Origin of the sequence: Luteibacter sp. W1I16 (genome assembly GCF_050434905.1) — a bacterium.
In the GTDB taxonomy this organism is placed as follows: domain Bacteria; phylum Pseudomonadota; class Gammaproteobacteria; order Xanthomonadales; family Rhodanobacteraceae; genus Luteibacter.
On record NZ_JBNDJJ010000001.1, the window covers coordinates 2,958,871 to 2,983,816 of the forward strand.

Below are 24,946 nucleotides of genomic sequence, written 5' to 3' on the forward strand. Positions count from 1 at the left end.
ATTGGACGTGAAGAAGCGTTTTTCCGAAGAGCAGATCATTGGTTTCCTGCGTGAAGCCGAGGCCGGCATGCCGATCAAGGATCTGTGCCGCAAACACGGCTTCAGCGAGGCCTCGTACTACCTGTGGCGAAGCAAGTTCGGCGGCATGAGCGTGCCCGAGGCCAAGCGGCTGAAGGACCTGGAGTCGGAGAACGGACGCCTTAAAAAGCTGCTGGCCGAGCAGCTTCTGGAAAATGAGGTCATCAGGGAAGCTCTGCGAAAAAAATGGTGAGCGCACCGGACCGGCGCGAGCTGGTGCGCTATCTGATCGGCAAGGAACTGAGTGAACGCCGGTCGCTGGCGATCGCCGGCATGAGCGCAAGCGCTTACCGATACGAACCGCGGCCCGACCCCAATGTCGAGCTGCGCGAGATGATCTGCGCGCTGGCGAATCGCCATAAACGCTACGGCGTCGGCATGATCTACCTCAAGCTCCGCCAGACCGGACAGATGGTCAATTACAAGCGAGTTGAGCGCCTGTACCAGGAGGCGAACCTGCAGGTGCGTCGGCGCAAAAGGAAAAAGGTACCTCCGGCCGAAAGGCAGCCACTGCTCCGGCCCGCGGCCGCGAACGAAGTTTGGTCCATCGATTTTGTCTTCGATCGCACCGCCGAAGGGCGCGTCTTGAAATGCCTGACGATCGTCGATGACGCCACGCATGAGGCTGTCGCCATCGAGATTGAGCGGGCGATCTCAGGTATCGGCGTAACGCGTGTCATGGATCGCCTGGCCGTCACTCGGGGGCTGCCGAAAATCATTCGCAGCGACAACGGAAAAGAGTTCTGCGGCAAGGCCATGGTCGCATGGGCGCACGAACGCGGCGTGCAGCTGCGACTGATCGAGCCTGGCAAGCCGAACCAGAATGCCTACATCGAGTCGTTCAACGGAAGGCTTCGCGATGAATGCCTCAACGAACATTGGTTTCCCAGCCTTCTGCATGCCCGAACCGAGATCGAAAACTGGCGACGGGAATACAACGAGGAGCGACCGAAGAAAGCACTCGGCGGACTGACTCCCGCTGCTTACGCGAAACAGTTACATTAATCCCGGACTCAAAATCGGACCGCTACTGAAGGCGGGGGGACGTCGTCCTCCGAACACAATCCCTCGGCAATTACGGTGGATATGTCGTGGGTTGACGCAACGCATCTTGATGTTGCATATCCGAAGGACGCGAAGATCAGCTTCCGGGCTGACCTCTATGGGAACATCAATATAAACTCTCATCCCCGCCAGTAAATCGCGATGATCGGTATGTCGGGGGTTCCCGGTTGCCTTGCCTTCGGACTCTGTTCGGCATGGGCTGCGCACCGATTCACCTGACGGAGTGTGGAGCACTGTGGACGGCAACATTTCTGGTCCATGGATAGCTTCGCCGCCTGTGTACACTGATGCTCCTATTGAAGCTGGGCTACATTGGGGGCATCGATTGGGCCTTGGCCAAATGAGTGCCATACGGTTCGAACGATGGCTACTAGCGCTCTCCTGCATAGGACTATGCCGATGCTTTCCGTTGTGTTGATTCTTGTTTTTATTTCCATCATGGAGCTAGTGCTTGGCGTCGGCTTATTGGCATTCGTTTTCTATCCACTGAAAAAATCTTCTTGGCCTAACCATCGTAAGCGTGCAGCATTCATTGCATTGGGCATCCTTCTCGTTTCACCTGCAGTCGCACCTGCCGGAACGCTTGCCGTAATCTCCCTTCCGTTAGGCGTTTTGCTGGCCTTTGTACGTTCATCGACAGACGCCATGTTCCTGCTTAAAACATGGTGGTTTCTCGTGCCATCGATGCTCATAACGGGAGTAGTGTGCAGGTACGTGGCCCATCGACTTTTTACTACGCAGGTTGCTCCGGCCTAGAGTGCCCATGTCGAAAGCAACCGGTTGGGCCCTGCCGAAATGGCGTGGCACTCGTCACAACTCCGCCGTTACTCCAAATGTTTAAAGCACTTTTCCTGATCAGCGCGCTTCTCGGTTTCGCCAGCTTTTTCTGGGCTGCCACCGGTGCTGTAAAGCTCATGCGCATCAACGTTCGTGACAGAGCAGGGAGAAAGCAGGCTCCTTTGAGCGATCCATTCAATGCAATGCTGATGCCGGGCCTGGGTGCGGAAGGGCTTTCCTTGCGGCGCAGGGTTTGGATGGCTTTTCTCACTTGTATCATGTGCGTGGTGGTGGCCGTCACGGCAACACACTGGATGTGAGTTGGAAGGAATGCGGAGTTTATGTGCATGTGTCCGGCAACATTTTGGGCGAGCACGTGGCGCTTGGAGCCGGTACTTCGACGGCTCGCGTTCCGAAATAAAGGAAGGAAGCAAGATGAACCTATCGGTCATCCGGGACCTGCCGCTCGTATAGCGCTTTAAGGAATAACTGTGCTGACTTCGTCTACGACACCCTGATTCAGGGAGGGGTGCCAGTGCACAAGCCGCATCTGCTACCGTCCGTTCCGAACGATATCCTTGATCCTGGTGGAAGCCATGTCGACTGGAGTGACACAAGGCACGAAGGCTTTATCCCTCGCACCGGGACCCCGACACGTCTAAAAACGCTTACTGGGAAGAAGAATGACTCGAAACCGTAAATTGTTGCTTCTATTCTCTATTTCCGCTTTCGTGCATTTTGGTCTTTCTCTATATTGGCTTTCCAGAGCTATTGGATGCGGGGCGTCGAATACATGCACTGACTGGATAAATTGGACGGACTACGTTGTCGGCTTTCCAATTTTTGATTTTCTTCGTCTTGTTGAAGGTGATGGTTCGCATTCGAGCGGGGAAATGCTCTTTCTTTTGCTACTAGCAAATTCTGTTTTGATTGGCGTAATCATTACCGCAATTGGCTTTTCAATTACCTCCAGGCGTGGGCGGTCCAGAGATTTGTAGACCGCTCGAGCCGAAGGGCGTGACATTGTAAAAAAGCCGGCGCGTACTTTGCCAAGGGGCAAGGGCCAAGTATGAGTTTATTGGTGTTCACCTCGACGATTACACAAAATGGCGCGACCGTTGGAACCTACGTGTACAACGCCATGAATGAGCGGGTCGCCAAGAACCATGGCTCGACGACCACGCGTTTTGTCTATGACCAGACGAGCCAACTGGTCTCCGAAGCATCGGGCTCGACGCGGCGCGACTACATCGCCGTTGCCGGCATCCCACTGGCCGTGGCTGATGGTGCTTCCCTCGGCTTCATTGCGGCGGACGGCCTCGGTTCGCCCCGTGCGGTTACGTCTTCGACCGGTGCTGTCGTCTGGACCCACGTATCGGGCAATATTGTGGGTGAGCATGCGGCTCTGGGTATCGGTACCTCAACGGCGCCGATGCCGAAACAGAACTGAGTTGACTGCATCCGGGAGAGCCAGGTGGCTGTTTTTTCCATTCCACATCGTGGCCGCATCGCGTCCTGTTTTTCGCTCGCTGCCGTTTCAGGTCTGGCTTTCTCTCTCGAGTGGCCGGCTACACCATGGATTTGCCTGCTTACGGGCGGTGCTGCCATTTGGATATGTTTTGAAAGACAACGAGTCGAAGTTGACGGGAAGCGGGTGACTTTCACGAGGACTTTCCTTGGTAAGGCCGTCGGCACACCTCAAATGATCGATACGTCGATCGGAGTTCGTGCGATTTTGTCCGTGCTTCTGCGTCGGAGGGGGCTTCCAAGTCCTATGCGGCGGATTGCCTTTCTCAAGGATGGGCGGGCAATCGCGTGGACCAAGGATTTGCCGCCAGATATTGAGGCTCCCCTCCTGTTGTCACTGAAGGCGGAAGCTGCGCTTGAGGTATCGGTGATCGAATCAGGCGGCTCGTTTCGCCCGAGGGTTCTGTAGCGTTGGCGATTCGTCTAGGTCAAGCAATAAGAGTAAGGAGCCTTCAGCTCCCAAAGGGATGAAATGAAGCGTCGGTTGACAACTTTGCCGGGTCTTGTCCTGCTCTCTGTCCTTGGCTCAAGCCATGCAGTGGCATCGGCCCGGTCGACCGCGCCCTCTGCAGGTATCGAGCCCTGGATGGTCGGCTACTGGAAGGTGTCGAAGAACGAGGACCAGAGCGAGTCGGGCGGCGGTACGGCGAGTTATACCTACGATCCCCATTACCGCCTCACGGCTGTTAATGATGCAGCAGGTCATGCCGTTGAAGCCTACGCCTACAACCAGACGGGTAACCGCCGGAGCAAAGCAGCCCCGGGCGCTTACACCGGTATCTACAAGTACAAAGCAGGCACTCTCTGGCTCACGAACATGGGACGGCTACCCGCACATATGACGCCAATGGCAACACGACAGGCAACTCGGCGGCGGGCACAATGTGGGGCTAAGGATACAACGGTCGAAAATCGGATGACCGCGGTAATCTGACCTCGCCGAAAGCTTTTGGGATTGGATGGTCGACAGGCATTGAGGTTTTAGGCGACTAGACATGAATGACCTTGTCGCTAACTTTCGAAGAATGCCAGGGCCTCTCAAGGCCCTAACACTGTTCTCGCTGATGTCAGCGCTGCTTATAGCTGCGACGATCGTCCCAGGCGGTGCCGTTGTCGGCCAGAGGAGGGTGGGATTAGAGGACTGGTGGACCAACGGCAGCGGGCTAGTATTCGCTGTAGCTGTTTGCCTTTTCTTCAGCGCGGGAATCTTGCTACTTAAAGCTCACCGGCTTGGTCGACTGACCTACATATTAAGCGTCGTGGGGCTCTACATTGCAGGCTACTTTATCGAACTGATCAACGGCGTGAGTTACTCTCGTGATGACTATTTCTTTGATCTTCTCTTCGTGGCTTTGCAAGTTGCAGCTTTGAGCGCTTATTTTTTCCTGAACCGACGGGTGAAGGACTTCTTGGTTAGCTAGTAAGGCTGCGTAAGCCGTTGAGGCTACCGCATAAGGTGTTCTTATGAAGCGCGTGCAACCTTCTCTATCGCAGAAGGAAATTCTCAGACAGGTCCTTCTTGAAGATACTGAAATCTTGGGCATTTCTTCCGCCGTAGGCCATGGAGCATTTGAAGAAGCTGCAGTGATCGTTGTGCGCCAAGAGTTTGACGGTGCAATACCTGACAACCTCTCGCATGGACTTCCGCCAGGTCCGCCAAGGCCGTCGGTCACGGGGGCGCCTACAGTCGACAAAGCGCTTGCAATGGCCATGGCCAGTTTCCTGGCCATCGATACCGGGACGTCTCTCCACGTGCCGCTCCCCCTCGCGATCCCATCGGAACTCGAGAAGCTCCGGGGGAAATTCGGCGACCGCGTCTATGAGTTGAAGGGGCGCGTATGGGTACGGTTCTCGGGACGCGAAGTCGATCCCGAGCTTATTCGCCGCAGCCTGGCCACCATGCTCGGAGCTTACTCGGTCGCGTGGCTTGTGGCAGGGCCGGAGATACATTCGCGTCCGATCACAGCGTTCGTTTCCGTCTTCGATGGCGAAGGTTGGGCCGTATTGGAGGACGGGAACGGCGAATCTGGATTTACGGCGAATCTGCATGGCCTGAAGTAATTCGAGTATCCACCGCCATCCAATTCGTCTCCCACGTACGCCCCCCATCCACCGAATACGCCTGCTCGAACCGCGCCGAATCATCCGACACCTTCGATATGACGAACCGCACCAGGATCGCCCGCCCATCGAGGCTGTCCTGCCCGAAGAACTCCCCACGCCCCTCCCGAAAGCTTCCATACACCGGCTGCGTCATCGCCCCGTTACGCACGCTCGCGTAATTCAAGCTCCACTGCCTGGCTTGTGGATTGTAAAGGCGCAGGCTCACGCCTTCGATACGCCCACCTGGTCCTTCCACTCGCAACTCGACCAGATTCGCCCGGCCGTCGAGTACCTTGCGGATCACGCTGGTCCCGCTGTATTCCACCCACTCGCTGGACCCAGACAGTGGCTTGGCCAGCCGGCGCAATTCAGTCTTCCACGTGCCGATTTCCCAGTCGAAATCATACTGACCGTCTGACGGGGTGGCGCTGGAACCGGCTTGCGCAGGCATCGCCAACGCGTACATAGTCAGCCATGCCAGCACGAGCAGCGCACTGCCGAAGCGGAATCGCAGGGTGTTTTGCATGGTTCTTCCCGGTCGGTGCGATGCGGGAAGGATGCGAGCGCGAGGGGATCATGAACAAGAAGGCACCTGCAGGTAACCGTGCACCGATCGAAGGCTGTCCCTTGTCGGCGGCCTTTGCGGCCATCGGCGGCAAGTGGAAGCTGACGATTCTCTATTGGCTCGCGCATGGCGAGCTGCACTTCGCCGGACTGGAACGGCGTGCCACGCCGATCTCGCACAAGGTGCTGGCCGAGCAACTTCGCGAGCTCGAAGCCGACGGCATCGTCGTGCGTACGCCCACAGGCGCGGTCCCTGCGCCGGTGATCTACCAACTGACGCCCTACGGGCAAACCCTGTTGCCGATCATCGAATCCGTGCGCCTGTGGGGCGAGGGACATCTGCAACGCCTGTCGGTGCTGCCGCGAACCGATGCCATGGCGTGCAGCACGGCCATCAAGCCTCGTTAGCCCATCGCACGGCATCCGCGCCCGCCGGGATGCGCATCGGGCTCGACGGGTCGTTCGCCGCCCGCCATACCGCTTTGGCGACGTCCACGGATTGCGTGGTCTCCGTCGACTCCGCCCATCCTTCGAAGATGCGCTGCGCGAAGCTGGCATAGGGTTCGGGAAAGCCGTGCTGCATGCGCGTCCGCCCGTTCTCGGCGAAGCGAGTGTCCGGCGCGCGTCCCGGTAGCACCAGCCGCACGCGCACGTTGAACGGCTCCAGCTCCAACGCCAGCGATTCCGTGAAGGCATTCACCGCGGCCTTGCTCGCCGTGTAGACGGACAGCAGGGGTAGCGAACGCAAGGTGACGGTCGAGGTGACGTTCACGACCACGCCGTGTCGACCCCCCGTTAGTTAGTGCCAACCATAACCCAAGGCAGCCGGATCGTTTTGTTGCCTGAACTCGGCAGGTGTCATCCCGTCGAGGCTGTCGTGTGGGATCTCGCGGTTGTAATCAGCCAGCCAGAGTTCGGCCTGCTCACGCACTTCCGTCAGGTTCCGAAAGACGTGCATATCGAGTACGCCTCGCCGGAAGCTGCCGTTGAATCGCTCGATGAAGCCGTTCTGCATCGGCCTCCCGGGCTCGATGAAGTCCAGGGCGATCCCTTTGCGCTCTGCCCATTCGGCTAGCGCGAGGGCCACGAACTCCGGGCCGTTGTCCAGGCGAAGCTTCGAGGGATATCCGCGCCATGCCGCGACCCGCTCAAGTGTCCGAATGACACGTGAAGCAGGCAGGTTGAGATCGATTTCCACGGCCAGTGCCTCGCGAGTGAAGTCGTCAATCACGTTGAAGGTTCGGAACCGGCGACCATCCCAGAGCGCGTCGGACATGAAGTCGATCGACCAGCTCCCGTTGATCGACTCACCAGCAACCAAGGGCAGCGGATGACGCGTTGGGACGCGCTTCTTCCCGCGCCGCCGGCGATTCAGTTGCATCAGGCAATACACGCGCCAAACCCGTTTGTGGTTCCACGGCAAGCCGCGGCGGCGAATGATCTGAAACAGCTTGTCGAAGCCGCGCTCCGGGAAGCGCTCCGCCAGCTCCGCCAATAGCGCGATGACTGGCTCGTCGCGATCGACACGCGCTTTATAGCGCCGCGTGGATCGCGAAAAGCCCAGTGCCTGACAGGCCCGACGCTCGCTCCATCCATGGTGCTCGACCAACCAGGTAATGAGCGGGCGCTTGTGCGCCGGGTCTACAGCTTTTTTGCGATGAGATCTTTCAGTCCGTGATTCTCCATCGCCAGATCCGCATACATGCGCTTGAGCTTGTTGTGCTCGGCTTCCAGGTCGCGCAGCCGATGCACGTCGGATGCCTCCATGCCGCCGTACTTGGACTTCCAGACGTAATACGTCGCTTCCGAAATGCCGAGCTCACGGCACAGGTCCTTGACCTGCCTGCCGCCCTCGACTTGCTTTAGCGTCGCGACGATCTGGCTCTCGGTGAACTTGCTTTTGCGCATGATGGGTCTCCTTGGGGCTATTTTGCCCGGAGACCTCGAGTTATGTCTGGAGTAAGTTTACGGGGAGGCGACAGCCGGACTGCCGCTCGCGGAACTGCGGCACGAACGCCTGCGTCGTGGCGAAGGTCCCGAGCGTATTGGTCTCGAAGATCTCGCGCGCGGTGTCCATCGGCGTGCCTTCGAGCGCGTTGAGCATGCCGATGCCGGCATTGTTGACCAGCACGTCGATCGGTCCGGCTGTTTCCACGGCCTGACGGATGCTTTCCGCCTTGGTGACATCGAGCGCGATGACGCGCAGGCGTTCGGAGCGCGGCAGGACATCCTCGCGTGGCGTGCGCATGGTGGCGATGACGTTCCAGTCGCGGTCGAGGAAGTAGCGGGCGATCTCCAGGCCGAAGCCGGACGAGCATCCCGTGATGAGGACGGTTTTCATGGAGGACTCCTGTGGGGTGGGCAGGGCTGGAACGATAGGCCTCCCTCGCCGGACTGGATACGATGTAAAGTCCACGAAACGTTTGCAGGAGTCCGGACATGACCGATCCGCTCGCCGAAGTCGTCTCGCTGCTACAGCCGGACGCCCGGCTCTCGAAGGTAAGCAGCGGGGCAGGGCATTGGCATGTGCGCCGTGCGGAACACGGGCAGCCTTTCTATTGCGTGATCCTGGAAGGATCGAGCCGCCTGATCATCGATGGCCGTGAACCGCTCGTCCTTCAGGAGGGCGACTTCGTGCTGATTCCTTCGGCACACGGCTTCACGGTGACGAGCCTCGATCCACCGGAACCGGGGATCGCCCAGGCCGTGCCCGTGCAAGGGGATGATGGCGAATATCGGCTCGGCGACACGGGCGTGCCCGCCGAGGTGCGCATGATGGTGGGCCATTGTGTCTTCGGCTCACCCGACGCGGCCCTGTTGGTTTCGCTCCTGCCGGAACTCGTGCTCGTGCGCGGCGAGTGGAGACTGGCGACGCTGGTGCGGCTGCTGGGTGAGGAGTCGCGCGCACAGCGACCGGCGCGCGACGTCATTCTCGCAAGGCTTCTCGAAGTGCTTTTCATCGAAGCCTTGCGATCGTCCGCTGGCACCTCTGCATCACCCGGCCTGCTGCGCGGCCTCGCCGACACGCGACTTGCCACGGCGATCCGGCTAATGCACGAGAGCCCGACCCGTTCGTGGACGGTGGCGCAGCTGGCGAAAGAGGCGGCGCTCTCGCGCTCGGCGTTCTTCGAACGTTTCAACCGCGCGGTCGGTGTCGCCCCGATGGAGTACCTGCTCGCCTGGCGCATGGCCCTGGCGAAAAAGCTACTGCGCGACAAGGAAGGTAATGTCGCGGAGGTGGCCGAGCGCGTGGGATACAGCTCGGCGAGTACGTTCAGTGTGGCGTTTACGCGGTATGTGGGGATGCCGCCTACGCGGTTTGCGCGCGAGGTGGTATGAGCAAATGTCTATAGCCTTACCGTAACTCCTTCGAAACGGTTCTAGCTTGGGTTCTATAGCTAGGGCTCGCCCGCGTTAGCGTAAGAAAAATCCGTCGAAGCAAAGACCGCGACGCGGGCATCATATACCGCTCTGGATTTCCATTATGAGCAAGCCGTATGTGCGGCGCTCAAAGGATATCCATGCGAAACCAAAGTGCTTGCTTACGTCTTCTCATTCCGTTGATCGGAACATTTGCCCTCGCCAACGTTCCTGCTGTATTCGCCAAAGAAGACGCTAGTCGGATTTATGATGTCTCCGAGTCCAGTGAGCTTCGAGAGGCTATCGCGAAGATCGCCAACGACACGGCCAACGGTCAGTCGTGGTTCGAGCACGATTACCGCCCGATAATCATTCATATTTCCTTGGATGCAGAGAGTAAAAAGATCGCTTTGGACATGGAGGATCGCTTGGCCGGTGAAGCCGGCTTCACCGAAATGGTGGATCTCCATCGGGCTATCGAGGAGGAGATCGAGTCCTTGCAGACTAGGGTGACGGGCCGATGGATGTTCACGTGGACGTATGGCGGAAAGTCACTGGACGAGATCATGGGTGACGATCCCATATCGGTGGTTAGCGATAGGGCGCGTCGATCATCGGTTGATCCTATCGACGTGGCGCCAGTCGTTATCGCGGCAGGACACGGCCATTATTACAACTACAAGTACAGCGATTGGAGGCCTCATCGAGCTCTCTCGAACGGAATTCTGGAGGATGATGTCACGCCAAAATTCGCGGAAGAACTCATGTACTACATGAGGCTCAATGGGTTTCCTTCCGTGCAACTGCGTCCGCAGACAGGACTGACGCATAAGCCGAGCGGTTTGCCATGGGGGAGGATAGGCGCCAGGTACTTTCTGGAGCAATCGTTGCCCGACCAACCTGGTATCTGGAACTCACTTTCTTCGTCCGCGCTCGCGGATAGGGAGCGCCGCGAAGATATTGTGAGTCGCCCCCTCTATGCAAACCATACCTCTGCGCCAGCAATAATTCATTTGCACACAAATGCAGCGAAGGCGAGTGTGAGTGGTGCCAGAGTCTACGTTCACCCCGGTAGACCAGATGACAGGCCCGAAGGTATTTCGGTTGACCTGCACGCCCCGTAGAGCGAGCTGATGACTCTTGACGGTCTTCGTCCAGAACGAAGAGTTGCTGTGGCCGCGGCCACCTTGGCGCGGATATGACGCGGCCGGAGATGCCGCCATTCGATACTCGGCACCAGGCTACAATGCACAGCTCACCCTCGAGTTGAAACAAGCGATCTCTTTTCATCCGTGGGTCTCCCGTGAACTAGATAGCCAGACTGCTGATGTCCAGGACGCGAAGACTGCTATAAATTTGGACGCGCTCATTGATGTACTCCGAGCACGCGCCATAGCGGTTCCCGTGGTTTCAGAATCTGAGCTGGAGGAAATACGATCCTTCCAGGCCGGGAAGTGTTGACAATCGGATAGGCGAGGGGTCTATGCAGATCCCGCGGTCGCCGATGTCTAACCCGCTGCGGCCCCATCGAAAATGTTCCGCACATAAGTGCTGTGAGGCAAGGTAAAGAAGTGCTGTGGCGGTACACGTGGAAATAAGTGGCGGCTTCCGCGAAATGGCAGCGGCGAACCATGCGGTGGTGTCACGCCTGCGGCAGCGCTTCGCCCCCTAGGTTAAGCCGCCCCGCGCTCCGAGGCGCCGGGCCACCCCGCATCCCAAACGACGGTAAGATGCGCCATCGCGCCAGCCCCGCAGGGGGTGCTGGCGTCATGGGGGAATCCAGATGAACCGCATTTACCATCTCGTATGGAACGGGGCGCTGCGTGTCGTGCAGGTCGCTTCCGAGCTTTCGTCGTCGCGTGCCGGCAGCATGGGCGGAGGCGGTGCGACCGCCCCGCGACTGCACCCGCTGTGGAGCGCCATCCTGGCGACCGCCCTGTGGGCCGTGGGGTCGCCGGCCATGGCTCAGGCCTGCCAGCCGACCGATACGACGACATGCAGCGCACAGGGTGGCGCGGCCGTCATCGACCGGGCAGGCGCGGGTGGAGCGGGTAACGGCCAGGGAGGTTTCGCGCGATGGATCACGGGCGGTTCCGGCATCCTCCCGGTCGCCGGTGGCATGGCCAGCGGCGGAGTGGGTGGCGCCGGTGGCACGGGTAACGATAACGGCTCGGTGTTCGTCCCCGGTGGTGCCGGGGGCGCGGTCGGTACCGTTTCCACGACGCAGCCCATCGTGGGAGGCCGCGGTGGAGACGGCACCCCCGATATTCACGTTCCCGGCGGCGGTGGTGGCGGTGGCGCGGGCGTCTATGCGAACGCCAATTACTCGGTTCTGTTGAATGCTCCGGTCACTGGCGGCGCGGGTGGCACCGGGGGAGTCCCCGGTGCCAACAGCGCGGCGGGTGGCGGTGGCGGCGGTGGTGGCGGTACCGGCGTCGTCATGCTCGGGGACAGCAACCAGCTCCAGGTCGTTCCGGGTTCGTCGATCGTGGGCGGCGCTGGCGGTGCAGGCGGATCGCAGGCCACGGGAATCGCGTTCGGCGGTAGCGGTGGCGGCGGTGGCGACGGTGCGCTGCTCTTCGGCGCCGACGCCTTGGTATCCAACAGTGGCACGATCCGCGGTGGGGCCGGCGGCGCCGGCGGCACGGCGCAGACGAGCGGTCTGGACGGTGATTCCGGCGCCGGCATCCGTGCCCAGAATGTCCGGTTCGGGCTTGCCAACCTCAGCGGCGCACTCATCGCAGGCGGAAACGCCATCGGCAACGGGGCCGCCGGCATTGGCGTGGTGACCCAGCAGGATGCGCACATCCAGAACTCCGGAACGATCGCCGGTGGTATCACGTCAGGTGGCGGGTATGCGACGGCGGTCCTCTTCAACGGCACAGGCAATCTGCTGACCTTCCAGCCGGGCTCGGCCGCCCACGGCGCCCTCGAAGTGGCCGATGGCGGTAGCGCACAGGTAGTCGCGGCAGGCAACGTATCCATCGACGCCGTGAAGCTCGACGGCGCTACCCCCCGCAATGCATCGATCACGCTGACGCCCGGCAACGGCGTGCTCGACATCGCATCGATCATCGGTACCGGTAACGTCACCAGCAATGGTGGCAACCGGCTGAGCCTGCACGCCGTCGATGTCGACGGTTCACTGACGTTCGGTCATGCCGGTGGCACGACACTCAACGGAATCGTGCAGTCCACGGGGTCGCAGAGCTACGTGTCTCCCATCACGTTGGCTGGCGACAGTACGCTCCAGAGCTCGACCACCGCGAACATCAACGTGCTAGGCGCGGTCGACGGCTCGCACGACCTGACGATCGACACGCAGGGCAATGCGTCCCTGCTGGGCCAGGTCGGCGGCAATCAGGCGTTGTCGAGCCTCACCGCGGCCTCGGCCACGTTTACGGCCAACAGTATCGAAGCCGCGACGCTCAGCCTGACCACGACCGCGGGTGACATCACGCAATCGGGCGCCTTCCTCATATCGGGCGCGAGTTCCTTCACCGCGAACGGCGATGTTTCGCTGAACAACGCGGGTAACGCATTCGGCGGTGCCGTCACCGCGCAGGGTCACGACATCAGCCTGTCCAGCAGTGGCAACCTGCTCCTCGGCACCGTCGACGCCACCGGCTCGGTCGCCCTCTCCGGCCTGGGCACGATGACCTTGACCAGCGATGTCAGCGCGCCCGTATCGGTGTCACTGAACAACGGTCTCGGTAGCGTGGCCCAGATCGCCGGCGCGATCACGACCAACACCTTGACGGCGGACACCGCCGGCGACGTCACGCTCTCGTCCGCGGGCAACGCCATCAGCGTGATCGGCGACGTGGCCGCGAACAACTTCCGCGTGACCAGTTCGACACCGTTGACCGTGACGGGAGCGATAGTCGCCCAGCGCGTCGCGTTCAACTCGCCATCGAGCGTCGTGGTCACCGGCTCGATCGATGCGGATCTGGTGACGGATATCACCGCCGGAAACGCGCTCACCATCGGCAACGGGGGAGCCACCGGCACGTTGTTGTCCGACGTGGCCAACAACGGCGTGCTGGCCTTCAATCGCTCGGGTACCGTCAGCTTCACCGGCGCGTTGGGTGGTAATGGTCAGTTGATCCAGCAGGGTAGCGGCACGCTCCTGTTCGACGGCGACGCCACGCCCTTCCTCGGCAGCACCCAGGTGCAGGCCGGCAAGCTGGTCGTCGGTAGCGTCGCGGGCAGCAACGCCGTGCTGGCGGGCGACGTGAGCGTGGCCAATGGTGCGACCCTCGGCGGCCATGGGCGCATCGATGGCGACGTGACCATGAGCACCGGGTCGGTGCTTTCGCCGGGCAACTCCATCGGCACGCTTACCGTCGACGGCGACCTGACGATGGCGCAGGGCGCCCACATGGACGTCGAACTCGGCGCAGCGGGTAACGGCGACAAGGTGGTGGTGAACGGAGATCTCGCCTTGAACGGCGTCACTGTGGACGTGGCCGATGCCGGTGGCATGGGTCCTGGTGTCTACAACATCTTCTCGTACACCGGCGCTCTGACCGCTACCAACGGCGGCCTCTTGTTCGGCACGACGCCGGCGGGGCACACGCTGCAGTTGCAGACGCTGACCGGCGCGAAGCAGATCAATATCCTCGACGTCTCCAACACCACTTTGCAATTCTGGAACGCCAATGGGCTGGCCACTCCCACGCAGATGGGCGGTGGCGGCGGTACCTGGTCCAGCACGTCGCCGACGTGGACCGACCAGGACGGAAGCCTCACGGGCGCCATGTCGCCTCAGCCGGGTTTCGCCGTCTTCGGCGGTGCGGCGGGCGAGGTTGCCGTCGACGGCGGATCGGGCCACGTGAGCACGACCGGCATGCAGTTCCTCAGCGATGGCTATCGGCTCAGTGGCGATCCGATCCTGCTCACGTCCACCAGCGGCACGCCCATCATCCGCGTGGGTGACGGCAGCGCCACGAGTGCCGGCTACGTCGCCACCATCGACGCCGTGCTGGAAGGCACGCAGGGCCTGGCGAAGAACGACGCGGGCACCCTCGTGCTCGGCGGCATCAACACGTACACCGGCGACACGACCGTCAACGGCGGCACGCTGTCCGTCAGCGACGACCGCAACCTGGGCGATGCCGCGAACGGCATCGTCTTGAACGGCGGCGCCCTGCGCGTGACGGGCACCACCTATGTAGCGACCGGCCGCGACCTCGCCTTGACCAGCGGCGGTGCTGTCGATATCGCCGACGCCTCGAACGCGTTCACGTGGAACGGTGACATCACGGGTGCCGGTGCGCTGGAGAAGGGCGGCGCGGGCACGCTCGTGCTCGACCATGCGAACGCCTATACGGGCGGCACACTGGTCAGCGCGGGAACCTTGCGCCTCGGCGACAGCAGTGCGATCGGTTCCGGTGCCTTATCGCTGGGCGCCGGCAGCACGCTGGCCTTCGCGATGGACGGCCTCGCGCTGACGAACGCGATGAGTCTGGCCGGGACTTCCTCGATCGACGTCGGTGGAACGGATACGGCCACGCTCGGCGGTGTCGTCGCCGATGCCGCGGCAGCGGGTGGCTTCACCAAGACCGGCACGGGCACATTGCGGCTGACCGGCGACAACACCTACACCGGCACCACGACGATCGATGCCGGCACGTTGCACGTAGGCGATGGCGGCACGCACGGCTCGGTCGTCGGTGACATCGTAGACCACGGCACCTTGCTGCTGGATCGGTCGGACGATGTCACATATGCAGGGGCGTTGTCCGGCGAGGGTGCGTTCCGCAAGCTTGGCGCGGGTGCGTTGCACCTTACCGGCGACAGCAGCGCATTCACGGGCAACACCGACTTCACCGGCGGCACGCTGCGGTTGGATGGCAAGCTCGGCGGTGCTCTGTCGATGGCCGGTGGCACCGTTCTTACCGGCACGGGAACGGGCGGCAGTGTCGCATTGCAGTCGGGGGCCGAAGTATCGCCCGGCGGTGCAGGCGTGCCTGCGACGCTCTCGTTCACGGGTGATCTCACCATGGCGGCCGGCACGCGTTACACCGTGGATGTCACGGATGCGGGGCAGGGCGATCGCATCGACGTCGCGGGTCACGCCAGCCTGGCGGGCGGGTCGGTGGTGAGCCTGGGCACGGGTGGCGACTGGGGCACGTCCACCACGTATACGATCCTCTCCGCCGCCAACGGCGTGAGCGGTACGTTCGGTGCCGTCTCCACGGACCTCGCCTTCCTCGCTCCCTCGTTGGCGTACACGGCTAACGCCGTCAACCTCACGCTTCGTCGGAATGCCGTGGCCTTCCCGGATGTGGCGATCACGCGCAACCAGCGGGCAGTGGCGGGCGCGACGGAAGCGCTTGGTGCCGGTGCGTCTGTTTACGACGCCATCCTGCGTCTCGACGCGGCCAGCGCACGGGCTGCGTTCGACGGTCTTTCCGGCGAAATCCACGCGAGCATGCGCACCGCCATCGCTGACGACCAGCGCTATCAGCGCGAGGCGATCAACAACCACCTGCTCAATGCGGGTGCCGCCAGCGAAAGCGAGGGTGTTTCGGCCTGGGCATCCGCCTGGGGGCACTGGGGCAACCACGACGGCGATGGTAATGCCGCACGCATGAGCGCGAGCGGCGGCGGCTTGCTGGTGGGTGCGGATACCGTCGTCGGTGCGACCACGCGTGTCGGCTTCGCGCTCGGCACGGGGCAGATCTCGGCCTCGACGCCTGCGCGTGATGCTTCCGCCGACGTGCGCACGCGTACCGCCGGTTTGTACGCCGGTGGGCGTGAGGATGCGTTCCAGTGGCAGGCGGGCGCCTTGTACGGCCAGCAGAAGATCCGTACTCATCGCACGGCCACCATTGGCGATCTCTCCACCCGCATCGGCAGCGATGACGATGCGCACGCCGCGCAAGGCTATGTCGAAGGCGCGTACGTCATCGACGGCACGCGCGGCTCTTGGGCACCGTTCGTCAACGTGGCTTACCAACAACTGCGCACGCCGACCGTCCATGAGCGTGCTTCGATCGGCGCCCTCGACGTCGACGCCGACCGCTCGCACCAGACCTTCGGCACGCTCGGGCTGCGCGGCGAGGCGAAGCTGGGTGACGCCGGCACGGCGGTCTTCGGCAGCCTGGGCTGGCGCCATGCCTGGGGTGACGTCGACTCCACCGCACGCATGCGCTTCGCCGGCACCGGAACGAGCTTCGACATCCAGGGCGCTCCCATCGCCGACGATGCGGGTGTGGTCACGGCGGGGCTGCGTTTCCGGCCTGCGCCGAGCGTTACGGTCGATGCGACGTATAGCGGGCAGTTCGCGGGCGATGCGAAGGACCAGTCGGCGCGGTTGAGTCTGAGCTGGGCGTTCTGACGTTTAGGCGAGCCCTCAATGAGGGCTCGCCGTCGGCCGCACGATAAGCTCGTTCACGTCCACGTCGTCCGGCTGTTCGATCGCGTAGCCGATCGCCCGTGCGATGGCATCAGGCTGGATGGCGACGCGGCGGTAGGCTTTCACGAAATCGCGCGTGGCTTCGTCGGAGATCGTATCGGCGAGTTCGGACTCGACGACGCCGGGTGACACCACCGTGACGCGGATGCAGTCGGTTTCCTGGCGCAGGCCATCGGAGATGGCGCGCACGGCGTACTTCGTGGCGCAGTACACGGCGGCCGTCGGCGAGACGGCATGGCCGCCGATGGACGAGACGTTGATCACGTGTCCGCGGCGCCGTGCTTCCATGCCCGGCAACACGGCGGCGATGCCATGCAGCACGCCACGCACGTTCACGTCGATCATGCGGTTCCACTCGCCCAGCTTCAGGGCGTTGAGCGGCGAGAGCGGCATGACGCCCGCGTTGTTAACGATGACGTCGACGGGGCCGAAGGTCGATTCGGCGGCATCGGCGAAGGCTTGCATCTGGTCGAAGCGGGTAACGTCCAGGGCACGGTAGGCGACGTGGCCGCGCTCCCCGGCGAGTTCTTCGGCGAGCACTTGCAGGCGCTCGATCCGGCGCGCGCCGAGCACGACGCGGTGTCCCTGGCGGACCAGGTGGCGGGCGGTCGCTTCGCCGATGCCGCTGCTGGCGCCGGTGATGAGGATGACCTTGGATGCTTGCGTGTTCATGGCGGTGGCTCTCTGGTTTTCGAGGAAGCCATGCTAGGAAGGAGGGCTGCCGGCGCTAAGACCTGATCCTTGCTTGTTCTTGCCTTTTCCTATGGATTGCCAAAGATTGACGCATTTGTGGCGCGGGCGTATATCCCATTCCTATCGCCGCCGACCCTGCCGCCTCGTCATGTCCCAGCCCGTTTCCATCGAAGCCCGCCGTGCCCGCATGGCCGACCTGATCGTCCGGTTGGCGCCCTCGGAGGGCTATACGCTGTCCGCCGTGGACGGTGTCGCCTTCATGCGTTCCAACCGGCCCCTGGTGCGCACGCCGGCCTTGTACGAGCCGAGCATCGTGATCGTGGCGCAAGGCCGCAAGCGTGGTTTCCATGGCGGGCAGACCTACGTCTACGATGCGCAGCATTACCTCGCATTGGCGGTGCCGTTGCCCTTCGAGATCGAGACGGAGGCCAGCGTGGAGGAACCGATGCTGGGTGTCGCTATTCGCATCGATGTTGCGACGATCGCCGAGTTGGTGCTCGCCGTGGACGATCTCCGCCCGCAAGCGGACGTTCCGCCGGCCACCCTGTTCGCCACGCCCCTGGACGACCGTCTCGGCGATGCCGCGTTGCGGCTGCTCGAAGTGCTTTCCGATCCCGTGGAAGCGCGTCTGCTGGCGCCTGGCATCGTGCGCGAGATCACCTATCGCGTATTGACCGGCGAGCAGGGTGGCGGGTTGCGCGCGGCGCTGACACAGGGCGGTCACTTCGGGCGGATCGCGAAGGCGTTGCGTCGCATTCATACGGAGTACGCGCGCCCGCTCGATGTCGCCACCCTCGCCAGCGAGGCGAACATGAGCGTGCCTACCTTCCATACGCATTTCAAAGCGGTGACCACCACGTCGCCCATCCAGTACATCAAGGCGATGCGATTGCACCATGCGCGCCTGCTGATGGTGCGCAGCGGCCTCAGTGCGGCCACGGCATCCGAGCGTGTCGGCTACGAGAGCGCCTCGCAGTTCAGTCGCGAGTTCAAGCGCCTGTTCGGGCGTAGCCCGGTGGACGAGACGCGACAACTGAAGGACCTGCTCGACCTTGCGCCCTCCGTTCAGCGCGTGCCGGCTGTTCGGCACGCGCTGATCTCCTGAGTGCTTTCAGGATCACGGCGGAAGCGAAGGTGTCGTCTTCTCGATGATGCGCATCGACTCGGCGTTCTTCGCTTCCCATGCCGCGATGTCGGTCTTGGTCATCGGCGTGTCGTGGACGATCGCCGGGCGCCCGTTGATCGTGTTCATGGGACGTTGCGATGTGACCGCGCGCCCCATCGTCGCGCGTAACGCTTCCACCTGGGCGACATGGATCTCGCGGATGTAATAGCTGTACAGCACCGCCAGCGCCACCGCCATGGTGACGACGGCGCCCACGGCGGCGATGACCGGTGAGCGGTTCGTGCGGGATGCGCGGGCTCGACGCGTCTCGCGAATCCACGAGGGCATGTCATCCAGCGACGCATGCGGCATGGTGGGTTCCTCGACGGGGCCGAGCATGGCGCGTATCGCCTTGCCGTCGATCAGCCGGATATGCCGGAACTTCGCCGCGGCTTCGATCGCCGCGGTGGTGAATTCGCCCGAGGTGACGACGATGGCGCCGGTGGCGCCTGCCGTATGCATCACGCCGATGAGTTGATGCACGTCGTTGTGCGGCACCTTCCAGCAGTTCCAGTGCTTGCATTGCACCAGGATGATCTCCTGGTCGCGGAACAGCTTGAGGTCGATGCCGCCATCGGTACGGCTCGTGCCGGCGCCGCCGGTGCCCACGTGCTCTACCCGGAAACCGGCGCCACGGTAGTGGCCGGCGACCAGATGCTCGAAGGTTTCCCACGAGACGCGGCTCAGCGCGTCGTCGTGACGATGGCTGACAGGTTTGAAGCCGCTCATCGGCTGGTGTCCCGCATGTCCATGGATATCCCCTGTCCGACGCGGCGCGGCCCCCCGGCTGGCTGGTCGGAACCGGGCCGAATATAGCGAAACCGCGGGCCGATTCCTGTAGGCGAAAGATTACATATCGATCTAAATCCACATGTCGCGTCGACAGCCTCTTAGAATGCCTCCCGCCAGCCGGTACCCGGCGTAATGGAAGGTCTGCCCATGACGATGACGGTTCGAACGGTTTCCGCGGCGCTGCTCCTGGCGCTTCCGCTGGGTTCCCATGCGGCGGGCTTCGATTGCGCGAAGGCGTCCACGACGGTGGAAAAGGCGATCTGCGCATCGCCGAGGCTTTCCGCCCTCGACGGGCAACTCGGCGACGCCTTCCGCACCGCCCTGGCGAACCATCCGGACAAGGCGGATGCGCTGAAACTCGATCAGCGGCATTGGCTCGCCGAGCGCGACGGAGCGGTCGCTTCCTTCCTCGTCGATCATACGGGCAAGCCTTTGTCCGCCGACGTGGCGTCGTATCCGTCGCGCATCGCTTTCCTGCGCGGACTCGACAGCAAGGCGCCGAAGCCGCTCGACATGATCCAGGCGTCGTTGTCGCGTCTGCCTCCTGGCTCAAGCGACGTGCTCGGTGACCTGGCGAAGGCGGGCGTGGACATCGCCCTCGCGACCGATGCGCCCGTGGAAGACGCCAAGGCCTTTCCTTATGAACCGGATGCGGGCTTGCGTGACGCCTTGGCCGCACTCGACGCCTCCTCCGGCTACCGAAAGCTAAAGGGTTCGCCGGTCAGCTCCCTGTTCTCGGTCGGTGGAACGGCCGGCTGCTGGACCGAGGCACCGTTCCGCATCGAGGGGAAAAAAGCCATCACGGTCGAGGCGCCCGGGGCATGGGCAGTGGATTGCATGTCGCTGCATGGCATGGCTCGCGTCGGAGGCGACGTCATTGCTACCGTGCTGTCCAACCCGTCACCGGATGAAATGAACATCGAAGTCGCCCGCTGGGAAGGTCGTGCGTTCGGACCGGACGCCCAGTTGACCCTTCGCTTCGACCATGCATTGGCGCCAGTCGGCAGTGCCTGCGCGCCCAGGAAGTCACCCTGCGACGACTTCGGCACCGCGGCCTTGGCGGTCGTCACGCGCTACGAGCGCAGTCCGGTGCAGGGCACGCTCGACCGGCCGCTCAAAGGTGTGGAGAAGTCTGCGTACGATGCGATGGTCGCCGCGGCGCGGGGACCTTCCGGAATCGTCCCGAAGGGCGAGATGTCGAGCTATCCCGATTTGCCGGTCTTCGGCACCGATATCGCCTCCGGCCAGATGACGGGCTACGGTCCGGAAGCGACGATCTTCCCGATCACCTTCCGTGGTGAACCGCTGCTGGGTTTCATCGGCCACGGCCATATCGGCTGGCGCATCAACGACGACTGGCTGGTGTCCGCATGGCGCCTGAAAAACGGCAAGCTGGAGCCGGTCGCTTCGGCGTACATCGCGGTGAAACGCGGCGCGCTGCTGCTCTCGTCGATCGTGCCACCTCCGCCGCCGGAACAGCACTGACCGAACTCGTGGGCCCCCACGTTGACCCAACCCGGTGGGAGCCGACCCTGTCGGCGATGGGTGCTTGCCTCAACCTGGCCCGCTGCCGCGGGATCGCCGACAAGGTCGGCTCCCACAAGAGTCGGCTCCCACCAGCGCGTTCGTAATCAACTAGGCGTTCTGGGCGCGTCTGTTCTATCGGGCCTTGCGACGGCGCAGGGCGTAGCCGATGCCGAGGATGGCGAACCACACCGGGCTGGCGATCAGGGCTTGGCGCGTGTCGCTTTCCAGTGCCAGCAAGACCAGCACGAAGGCGAAGAAGACCAGGCACACCCAGCACATAACCACGCCGCCGGGCATCTTGTAGCTGGACACCGCATGCAGTTCCGGCCGGTTCTTCCGGTAGGCGATGTAAGCGATGAGGATCAGCGACCAGACGAACATGAAGAGGATCGCGGCCAGCGTCGTCACCAGCGTGAACGCCGTGACCAGGTTCGGGATGACGTAGACCAGCATCGCCCCGCCGAGCAGGCAGATGCACGAGAACAACAGTCCGCGCGAGGGCACGGCCGCCTTCGACAGGTGCTTGAAGGTCGACGGCGCATGGTCTTCCTCGGCCAGGCCGTAAAGCATACGGCTGGTGGAGAAGATGCCGCTGTTGGCCGACGAGGTGGCCGAGGTGAGCACGACGAAGTTGATCAGGCTGGCCGCTGCGGGAATACCCGCCAGCACGAACAGTTCCACGAAGGGGCTCTTGCCCGGCAGCACCTGGCGCCACGGCGTCACCGCCATGATCACCACGAGTGCGAGCACGTAGAACAGGATGATGCGCACGGGGATCGAGTTGATCGCCTTGGGCAGGTTGCGTTCCGGGTCGGCCGTCTCGGCGGCGGTGGTGCCCACCAGTTCGATGCCGACGAAGGCGAATACGGCGATCTGGAAGCCGGCGAAGAATCCACCGATGCCCATCGGGAACATGCCGCCGTCGCTCCAGAGATTGGTCAGCGAAGCCACGTGGCCATCGGGTGAGCGGAAGCTCCAGGCGACCATGCCGAAGCCGGTGACGATGAGCGCGCAGATGGCGATGATTTTGATCAGGGCGAACCAGAATTCCATCTCGCCGAACAGCCGCACCGTGGTGAGGTTCAACGCCAGCAGCAGGAGTACGCAGAGCAGCGCGGGTATCCATGGCGCCAGGCCGGGGAACCAGAATTGCGCGTAGGAGGCGATGGCGATCACGTCGGCGATGGCCGTGATGATCCAGCAGAACCAGTAGGTCCAGCCGCAGAAGAATCCGGCCCACGGGCCGAGCAGGTCGGTGGAGAAGTCGATGAAGGACTTGTAGCCGAGGTTGGAGAGCAGCAGCTCACCCATCGCGCGCATGACGAAGAACAGCATCACGCCGATGATGAGGTAGACGAAGAGAATGGAGGGCCCGGCCAGGCTGATCGTCTTGCCCGACCCCATGAACAACCCGGTGCCGATGGCACCGCCGATGGCGATCAGCTGCAGGTGGCGGTTCGACAGGCTACGCCTGAGGTGCTCGGGTGACTGCTCAGGCACATGGCTCATCGGCATTCGGCTCGGCTCGGGACGGAAGCGGGCACCATACGGGCAGGGGTGGGGTGACGGCAAGGCATGAGGGATTTTCCGGGGCCCGCTATCGCTTGCCGGAACACGACGCCTTGGCGAACACGTGCTGGACTTCCCAACCGGCCCAATCGGCGACCGTGCCGATGGTGTAGCAAAGGCCAAGAGCGTCGGGCGGCAATTGGAGCAACTGACCGTCGACTATGTAGCGGTGGTACAACGGCGCGATATCGCCGCCGCCCACGGCGGCGACGGCTTCGATCAGGGCTGGTGCCGGATCTTGCTCGCCTGCTGCGCCTGTGGACAGGGTGCCGCCATCGAGCCTATCGAGGGCGTCGGCCAGCGATCGTGCGCCGCCGGTCGCCGAACGTATGCGTGCGTCCAACAGCAGGGCGAACAATTCACCTCGGGCGGCGGGCAGGTCATGCATTTCACGGATGCCGGCAAAGTCTTCGACCACGCGCCGGTTCGGCACCCGGCGGAAGGGCGAGTTGCCGTAGAACGTCGTCGCATCATTGAGCAGGTACGCGAGTGTGGCAGGCGATGCGTGGCCGCCAGAGCGCAGCGCATGGAGCACTCGAAATGCCGTGAAACCTTGTGTGTACCAAGCAAAGGCTGGATCGATGCGGGTGTCGTCGGGGATGGTGGCGGTCCACATCGCAAAGGTGGCCCAGGCCTCTTCAGGGGCCGCCGCGGGAAGGTATGCGGTTCCACCGGTTGGAGTCATGGCGAGGGCGAATCCATCGCCGGTGCCGTCCAGGTCGACGATGTTGAGCGTGAAGTCCTGGCGCAATGCGGGGGCCACGGATTTCGTCATCATCGCGGCAATATCCTCGGCCACCTTTGCTACATCTACACGCCTTGGATCCAGCGCCGTTACATGGATCGTCGCATCGCCGGACCGTTGTGTCGCAGAGACGGCACGGCGTGCCGTAAGGAACGTGCTGTTTTTCAGGCGGCCTACGTTTTGCGTGCCCTCCTTGATCGAGGTCGACACGACCCAATTGCCGGGAACCGTCCATCGCACTTCCGCAAGCTGGCCATCCGGGCCGTCAGGTAGCGCGAGCAGGGCCGGCCCTGGCGCGACCAGCGCGTCAGTCCGGACGATCGCCGATTGCGCGAGTGTGGGCTCCAACGTGCGCCACGCGGCAGGCCTCGCGCTGCGCCAAGTCAGAGCGATCTCTCCGCCCGGGCCCGGACGAAGTTTCCAGTGGCCGGGTTCGGAGGTGTCGAGGCTGCCGTTTTGCACCTCGACGTCCGTGATCGGGCCTCGTGGAATGATGAGGTCGACAATCTCGTTGCCGCGCGTTCGTTTGGTAACACGTAGTTCCGCTGTATCGAGCCGTTCCCCGTTCATATGCAAGGTGATGTCGTAACGAATCGGCGGCAAGTCAGTGGCTATGGCTGTCGGAGTGAGGACGAGCATTCCCGCTGCGATAAGGGTGTTTTTGATGCGTATGCCGCGCATGGTCGCTCCTTGGGCTTCCGGTTGATGTAGCAAGTGGCGGGCCAGCGCGGTGTTAGGGACAATGGTGAGTGGATGCCGGGGAAATCACGGCGTGGTGCATGGAGGCTGCTTCGGCGACGGGGGATTTCGTACGTGGCGGGCGGTAGGCGGACATGTCCGCGGACACGGGCTTGTCGCGGGTTGCCCACTGTCGCGGGATCGCCGACAGGGTCGGCTCCCACCGGGTCTGTCCCCAACCTGCCTACTCGATGCTGTGGTGGGAAGCCGCTTCAGCGGCGATGGGTGCTTGCCGTGACCTGGCCCGCTGCCGCGGGATCGCCGACAGGGTCGGCTCCCACCAGGTCTGTTCCTGGCCGGTCTACTCGATGCGGTGGTGGGAAGCCGCTTCAGCGGCGATGGGTGCTTGCCTCAACCTGGAGTGCAGCGCCCTGTACTATTCCAGGCGAAACGCGACACTTTTCCAGACCCCGGAGCCTCCCCGCATGATCGACCCCGCCCACATCGCGCTGATCGAGGCTTACCTCGACGCATACAACCGCTTCGACATCGAGGGCATGCTTGCCACCTTGTCCGACGATGTGCGCTTCGAACATCACAGTGGGGGCGAGTTGAGCGTGGCGACCGATGGCAAGTCCGACTTCGAGAAGCTGGCTCGGGTGGGGGCGGCGATGTTCGCCTCGCGCCAGCAGTTCGTGACCGGGTTGCGCGAGGTCGGCGGAGCCGGTGACACCGTGATCGCGGACATCCAGTTCCATGGCGAGATCGCCGACGATATTCCCGACGGTCCCGGCGCGGGCACCGTCATCGAGATGCGTGGAACGTCGGAGTTCCGCTTCGCGGACGGGAAGATATCCCGGGTTGTCGACAAGGGCTGAGC

At 62.8% G+C, this 24,946-nt stretch carries 20 protein-coding genes and 2 pseudogenes; 14 read left to right on the forward strand and 8 right to left on the reverse strand.

The window, feature by feature from the left end:
• The first annotated feature begins 7 nt into the window (after positions 1–7).
• From QFZ41_RS13010 to QFZ41_RS13040, 7 genes are all read left to right on the forward strand, one after another.
• Positions 8–1,083 (forward strand): IS3 family transposase gene (locus QFZ41_RS13010; protein WP_429198855.1). Its coding sequence is split into 2 segments (ribosomal slippage): positions 8–266 and positions 266–1,083, totalling 1,077 coding nucleotides; the frame shifts between segments, so codons are not numbered across the junction.
• A gap of 459 nt (positions 1,084–1,542) precedes the next feature.
• Positions 1,543–1,899: a hypothetical protein gene (locus QFZ41_RS13015; RefSeq protein WP_426285604.1), complete on the forward strand. Its 357-nt coding sequence runs from the start codon at positions 1,543–1,545 to the stop codon at positions 1,897–1,899.
• Positions 1,900–1,943: 44 nt separating this feature from the next.
• On the forward strand, positions 1,944–2,240 hold the full coding sequence (locus QFZ41_RS13020) for a hypothetical protein (RefSeq protein WP_426285603.1): 297 nt from the start codon (positions 1,944–1,946) through the stop codon (positions 2,238–2,240).
• A 749-nt stretch (positions 2,241–2,989) separates the two neighbouring features.
• Positions 2,990–3,370: a hypothetical protein gene (locus QFZ41_RS13025; protein ID WP_429199155.1), complete on the forward strand. Its 381-nt coding sequence runs from the start codon at positions 2,990–2,992 to the stop codon at positions 3,368–3,370.
• A gap of 549 nt (positions 3,371–3,919) precedes the next feature.
• On the forward strand, positions 3,920–4,381 hold the full coding sequence (locus QFZ41_RS13030; protein ID WP_429199156.1) for a hypothetical protein: 462 nt from the start codon (positions 3,920–3,922) through the stop codon (positions 4,379–4,381).
• A 61-nt stretch (positions 4,382–4,442) separates the two neighbouring features.
• Positions 4,443–4,868: a hypothetical protein gene (locus QFZ41_RS13035; protein ID WP_429199157.1), complete on the forward strand. Its 426-nt coding sequence runs from the start codon at positions 4,443–4,445 to the stop codon at positions 4,866–4,868.
• Positions 4,869–4,911: 43 nt separating this feature from the next.
• Positions 4,912–5,508: a hypothetical protein gene (locus QFZ41_RS13040; protein WP_429199158.1), complete on the forward strand. Its 597-nt coding sequence runs from the start codon at positions 4,912–4,914 to the stop codon at positions 5,506–5,508.
• On the opposite strand, the gene QFZ41_RS13045 is transcribed toward QFZ41_RS13040, so the two are convergent.
• Complete coding sequence (locus QFZ41_RS13045; RefSeq protein ID WP_429199159.1) at positions 5,480–6,076, reverse strand: hypothetical protein; 597 nt, start codon at positions 6,074–6,076, stop codon at positions 5,480–5,482. The two genes, QFZ41_RS13040 and QFZ41_RS13045, sit on opposite strands and share 29 nt — an antisense overlap.
• 50 nt (positions 6,077–6,126) lie before the next feature.
• Between QFZ41_RS13045 and QFZ41_RS13050 the strand changes: the two genes are divergently transcribed.
• On the forward strand, positions 6,127–6,522 hold the full coding sequence (locus QFZ41_RS13050; RefSeq protein WP_429199160.1) for a winged helix-turn-helix transcriptional regulator: 396 nt from the start codon (positions 6,127–6,129) through the stop codon (positions 6,520–6,522).
• Here QFZ41_RS13050 and QFZ41_RS13055 read toward each other — a convergent pair.
• The 3 genes and pseudogenes from QFZ41_RS13055 to QFZ41_RS13065 all read right to left on the reverse strand — a co-directional run.
• Positions 6,509–6,895: pseudogene (locus QFZ41_RS13055) on the reverse strand (SDR family NAD(P)-dependent oxidoreductase); the annotation flags it as partial. The gene QFZ41_RS13050 and the pseudogene QFZ41_RS13055 sit on opposite strands and share 14 nt — an antisense overlap.
• A gap of 18 nt (positions 6,896–6,913) precedes the next feature.
• Positions 6,914–8,022, reverse strand: a protein-coding gene (locus QFZ41_RS13060; protein ID WP_429198854.1) for an IS3 family transposase whose coding sequence is annotated in 2 segments (ribosomal slippage) — positions 6,914–7,761 and positions 7,761–8,022 — 1,110 coding nt in all. Because the reading frame shifts where the segments join, the coding sequence is not laid out codon by codon here.
• A 73-nt stretch (positions 8,023–8,095) separates the two neighbouring features.
• Positions 8,096–8,455, reverse strand: a pseudogene (locus QFZ41_RS13065) (SDR family NAD(P)-dependent oxidoreductase); the annotation flags it as partial.
• 98 nt (positions 8,456–8,553) lie between these two features.
• Between QFZ41_RS13065 and QFZ41_RS13070 the strand changes: the two are divergent.
• From QFZ41_RS13070 to QFZ41_RS13080, 3 genes are all read left to right on the forward strand, one after another.
• Positions 8,554–9,453, forward strand: a complete 900-nt coding sequence (locus tag QFZ41_RS13070; protein ID WP_429199161.1) for an AraC family transcriptional regulator — start codon at positions 8,554–8,556, stop codon at positions 9,451–9,453.
• Positions 9,454–9,635: 182 nt separating this feature from the next.
• Positions 9,636–10,598 carry a hypothetical protein gene (locus QFZ41_RS13075; protein WP_429199162.1) on the forward strand — a complete coding sequence of 321 codons (963 nt, stop codon included), beginning with the start codon at positions 9,636–9,638 and terminating at the stop codon, positions 10,596–10,598.
• 659 nt (positions 10,599–11,257) lie between these two features.
• Entirely contained in the window at positions 11,258–16,819 is a 5,562-nt protein-coding gene (locus QFZ41_RS13080; protein WP_429199163.1) for an autotransporter domain-containing protein, read from the forward strand.
• A gap of 15 nt (positions 16,820–16,834) precedes the next feature.
• Here QFZ41_RS13080 and QFZ41_RS13085 read toward each other — a convergent pair whose 3' ends face one another.
• On the reverse strand, positions 16,835–17,569 hold the full coding sequence (locus QFZ41_RS13085; protein WP_429199164.1) for an SDR family oxidoreductase: 735 nt from the start codon (positions 17,567–17,569) through the stop codon (positions 16,835–16,837).
• Between the two features lie 169 nt (positions 17,570–17,738).
• Between QFZ41_RS13085 and QFZ41_RS13090 the strand changes: the two genes are divergently transcribed.
• Positions 17,739–18,695 (forward strand): AraC family transcriptional regulator, encoded by a 957-nt coding sequence (locus QFZ41_RS13090; RefSeq protein WP_429199165.1) that lies wholly within the window; start codon positions 17,739–17,741, stop codon positions 18,693–18,695.
• A 12-nt stretch (positions 18,696–18,707) separates the two neighbouring features.
• Here the strand turns inward: QFZ41_RS13090 and QFZ41_RS13095 are convergent, their stop codons facing one another.
• Entirely contained in the window at positions 18,708–19,484 is a 777-nt protein-coding gene (locus QFZ41_RS13095; protein ID WP_429199166.1) for a restriction endonuclease, read from the reverse strand.
• Between the two features lie 210 nt (positions 19,485–19,694).
• Here QFZ41_RS13095 and QFZ41_RS13100 point away from each other — a divergent pair, with 210 nt between their 5' ends.
• Positions 19,695–21,032 carry a lysozyme inhibitor LprI family protein gene (locus QFZ41_RS13100; protein WP_429199167.1) on the forward strand — a complete coding sequence of 446 codons (1,338 nt, stop codon included), beginning with the start codon at positions 19,695–19,697 and terminating at the stop codon, positions 21,030–21,032.
• A 174-nt stretch (positions 21,033–21,206) separates the two neighbouring features.
• Here the strand turns inward: QFZ41_RS13100 and cycA are convergent, their stop codons facing one another.
• Entirely contained in the window at positions 21,207–22,589 is a 1,383-nt protein-coding gene (cycA, locus tag QFZ41_RS13105; protein WP_429199168.1) for a D-serine/D-alanine/glycine transporter, read from the reverse strand.
• Positions 22,590–22,671: 82 nt separating this feature from the next.
• Positions 22,672–24,069: a hypothetical protein gene (locus QFZ41_RS13110; RefSeq protein WP_429199169.1), complete on the reverse strand. Its 1,398-nt coding sequence runs from the start codon at positions 24,067–24,069 to the stop codon at positions 22,672–22,674.
• Positions 24,070–24,551: 482 nt separating this feature from the next.
• Here QFZ41_RS13110 and QFZ41_RS13115 point away from each other — a divergent pair, with 482 nt between their 5' ends.
• Entirely contained in the window at positions 24,552–24,944 is a 393-nt protein-coding gene (locus QFZ41_RS13115) for a nuclear transport factor 2 family protein (protein WP_429199170.1), read from the forward strand.
• Positions 24,945–24,946: the final 2 nt, after the last annotated feature.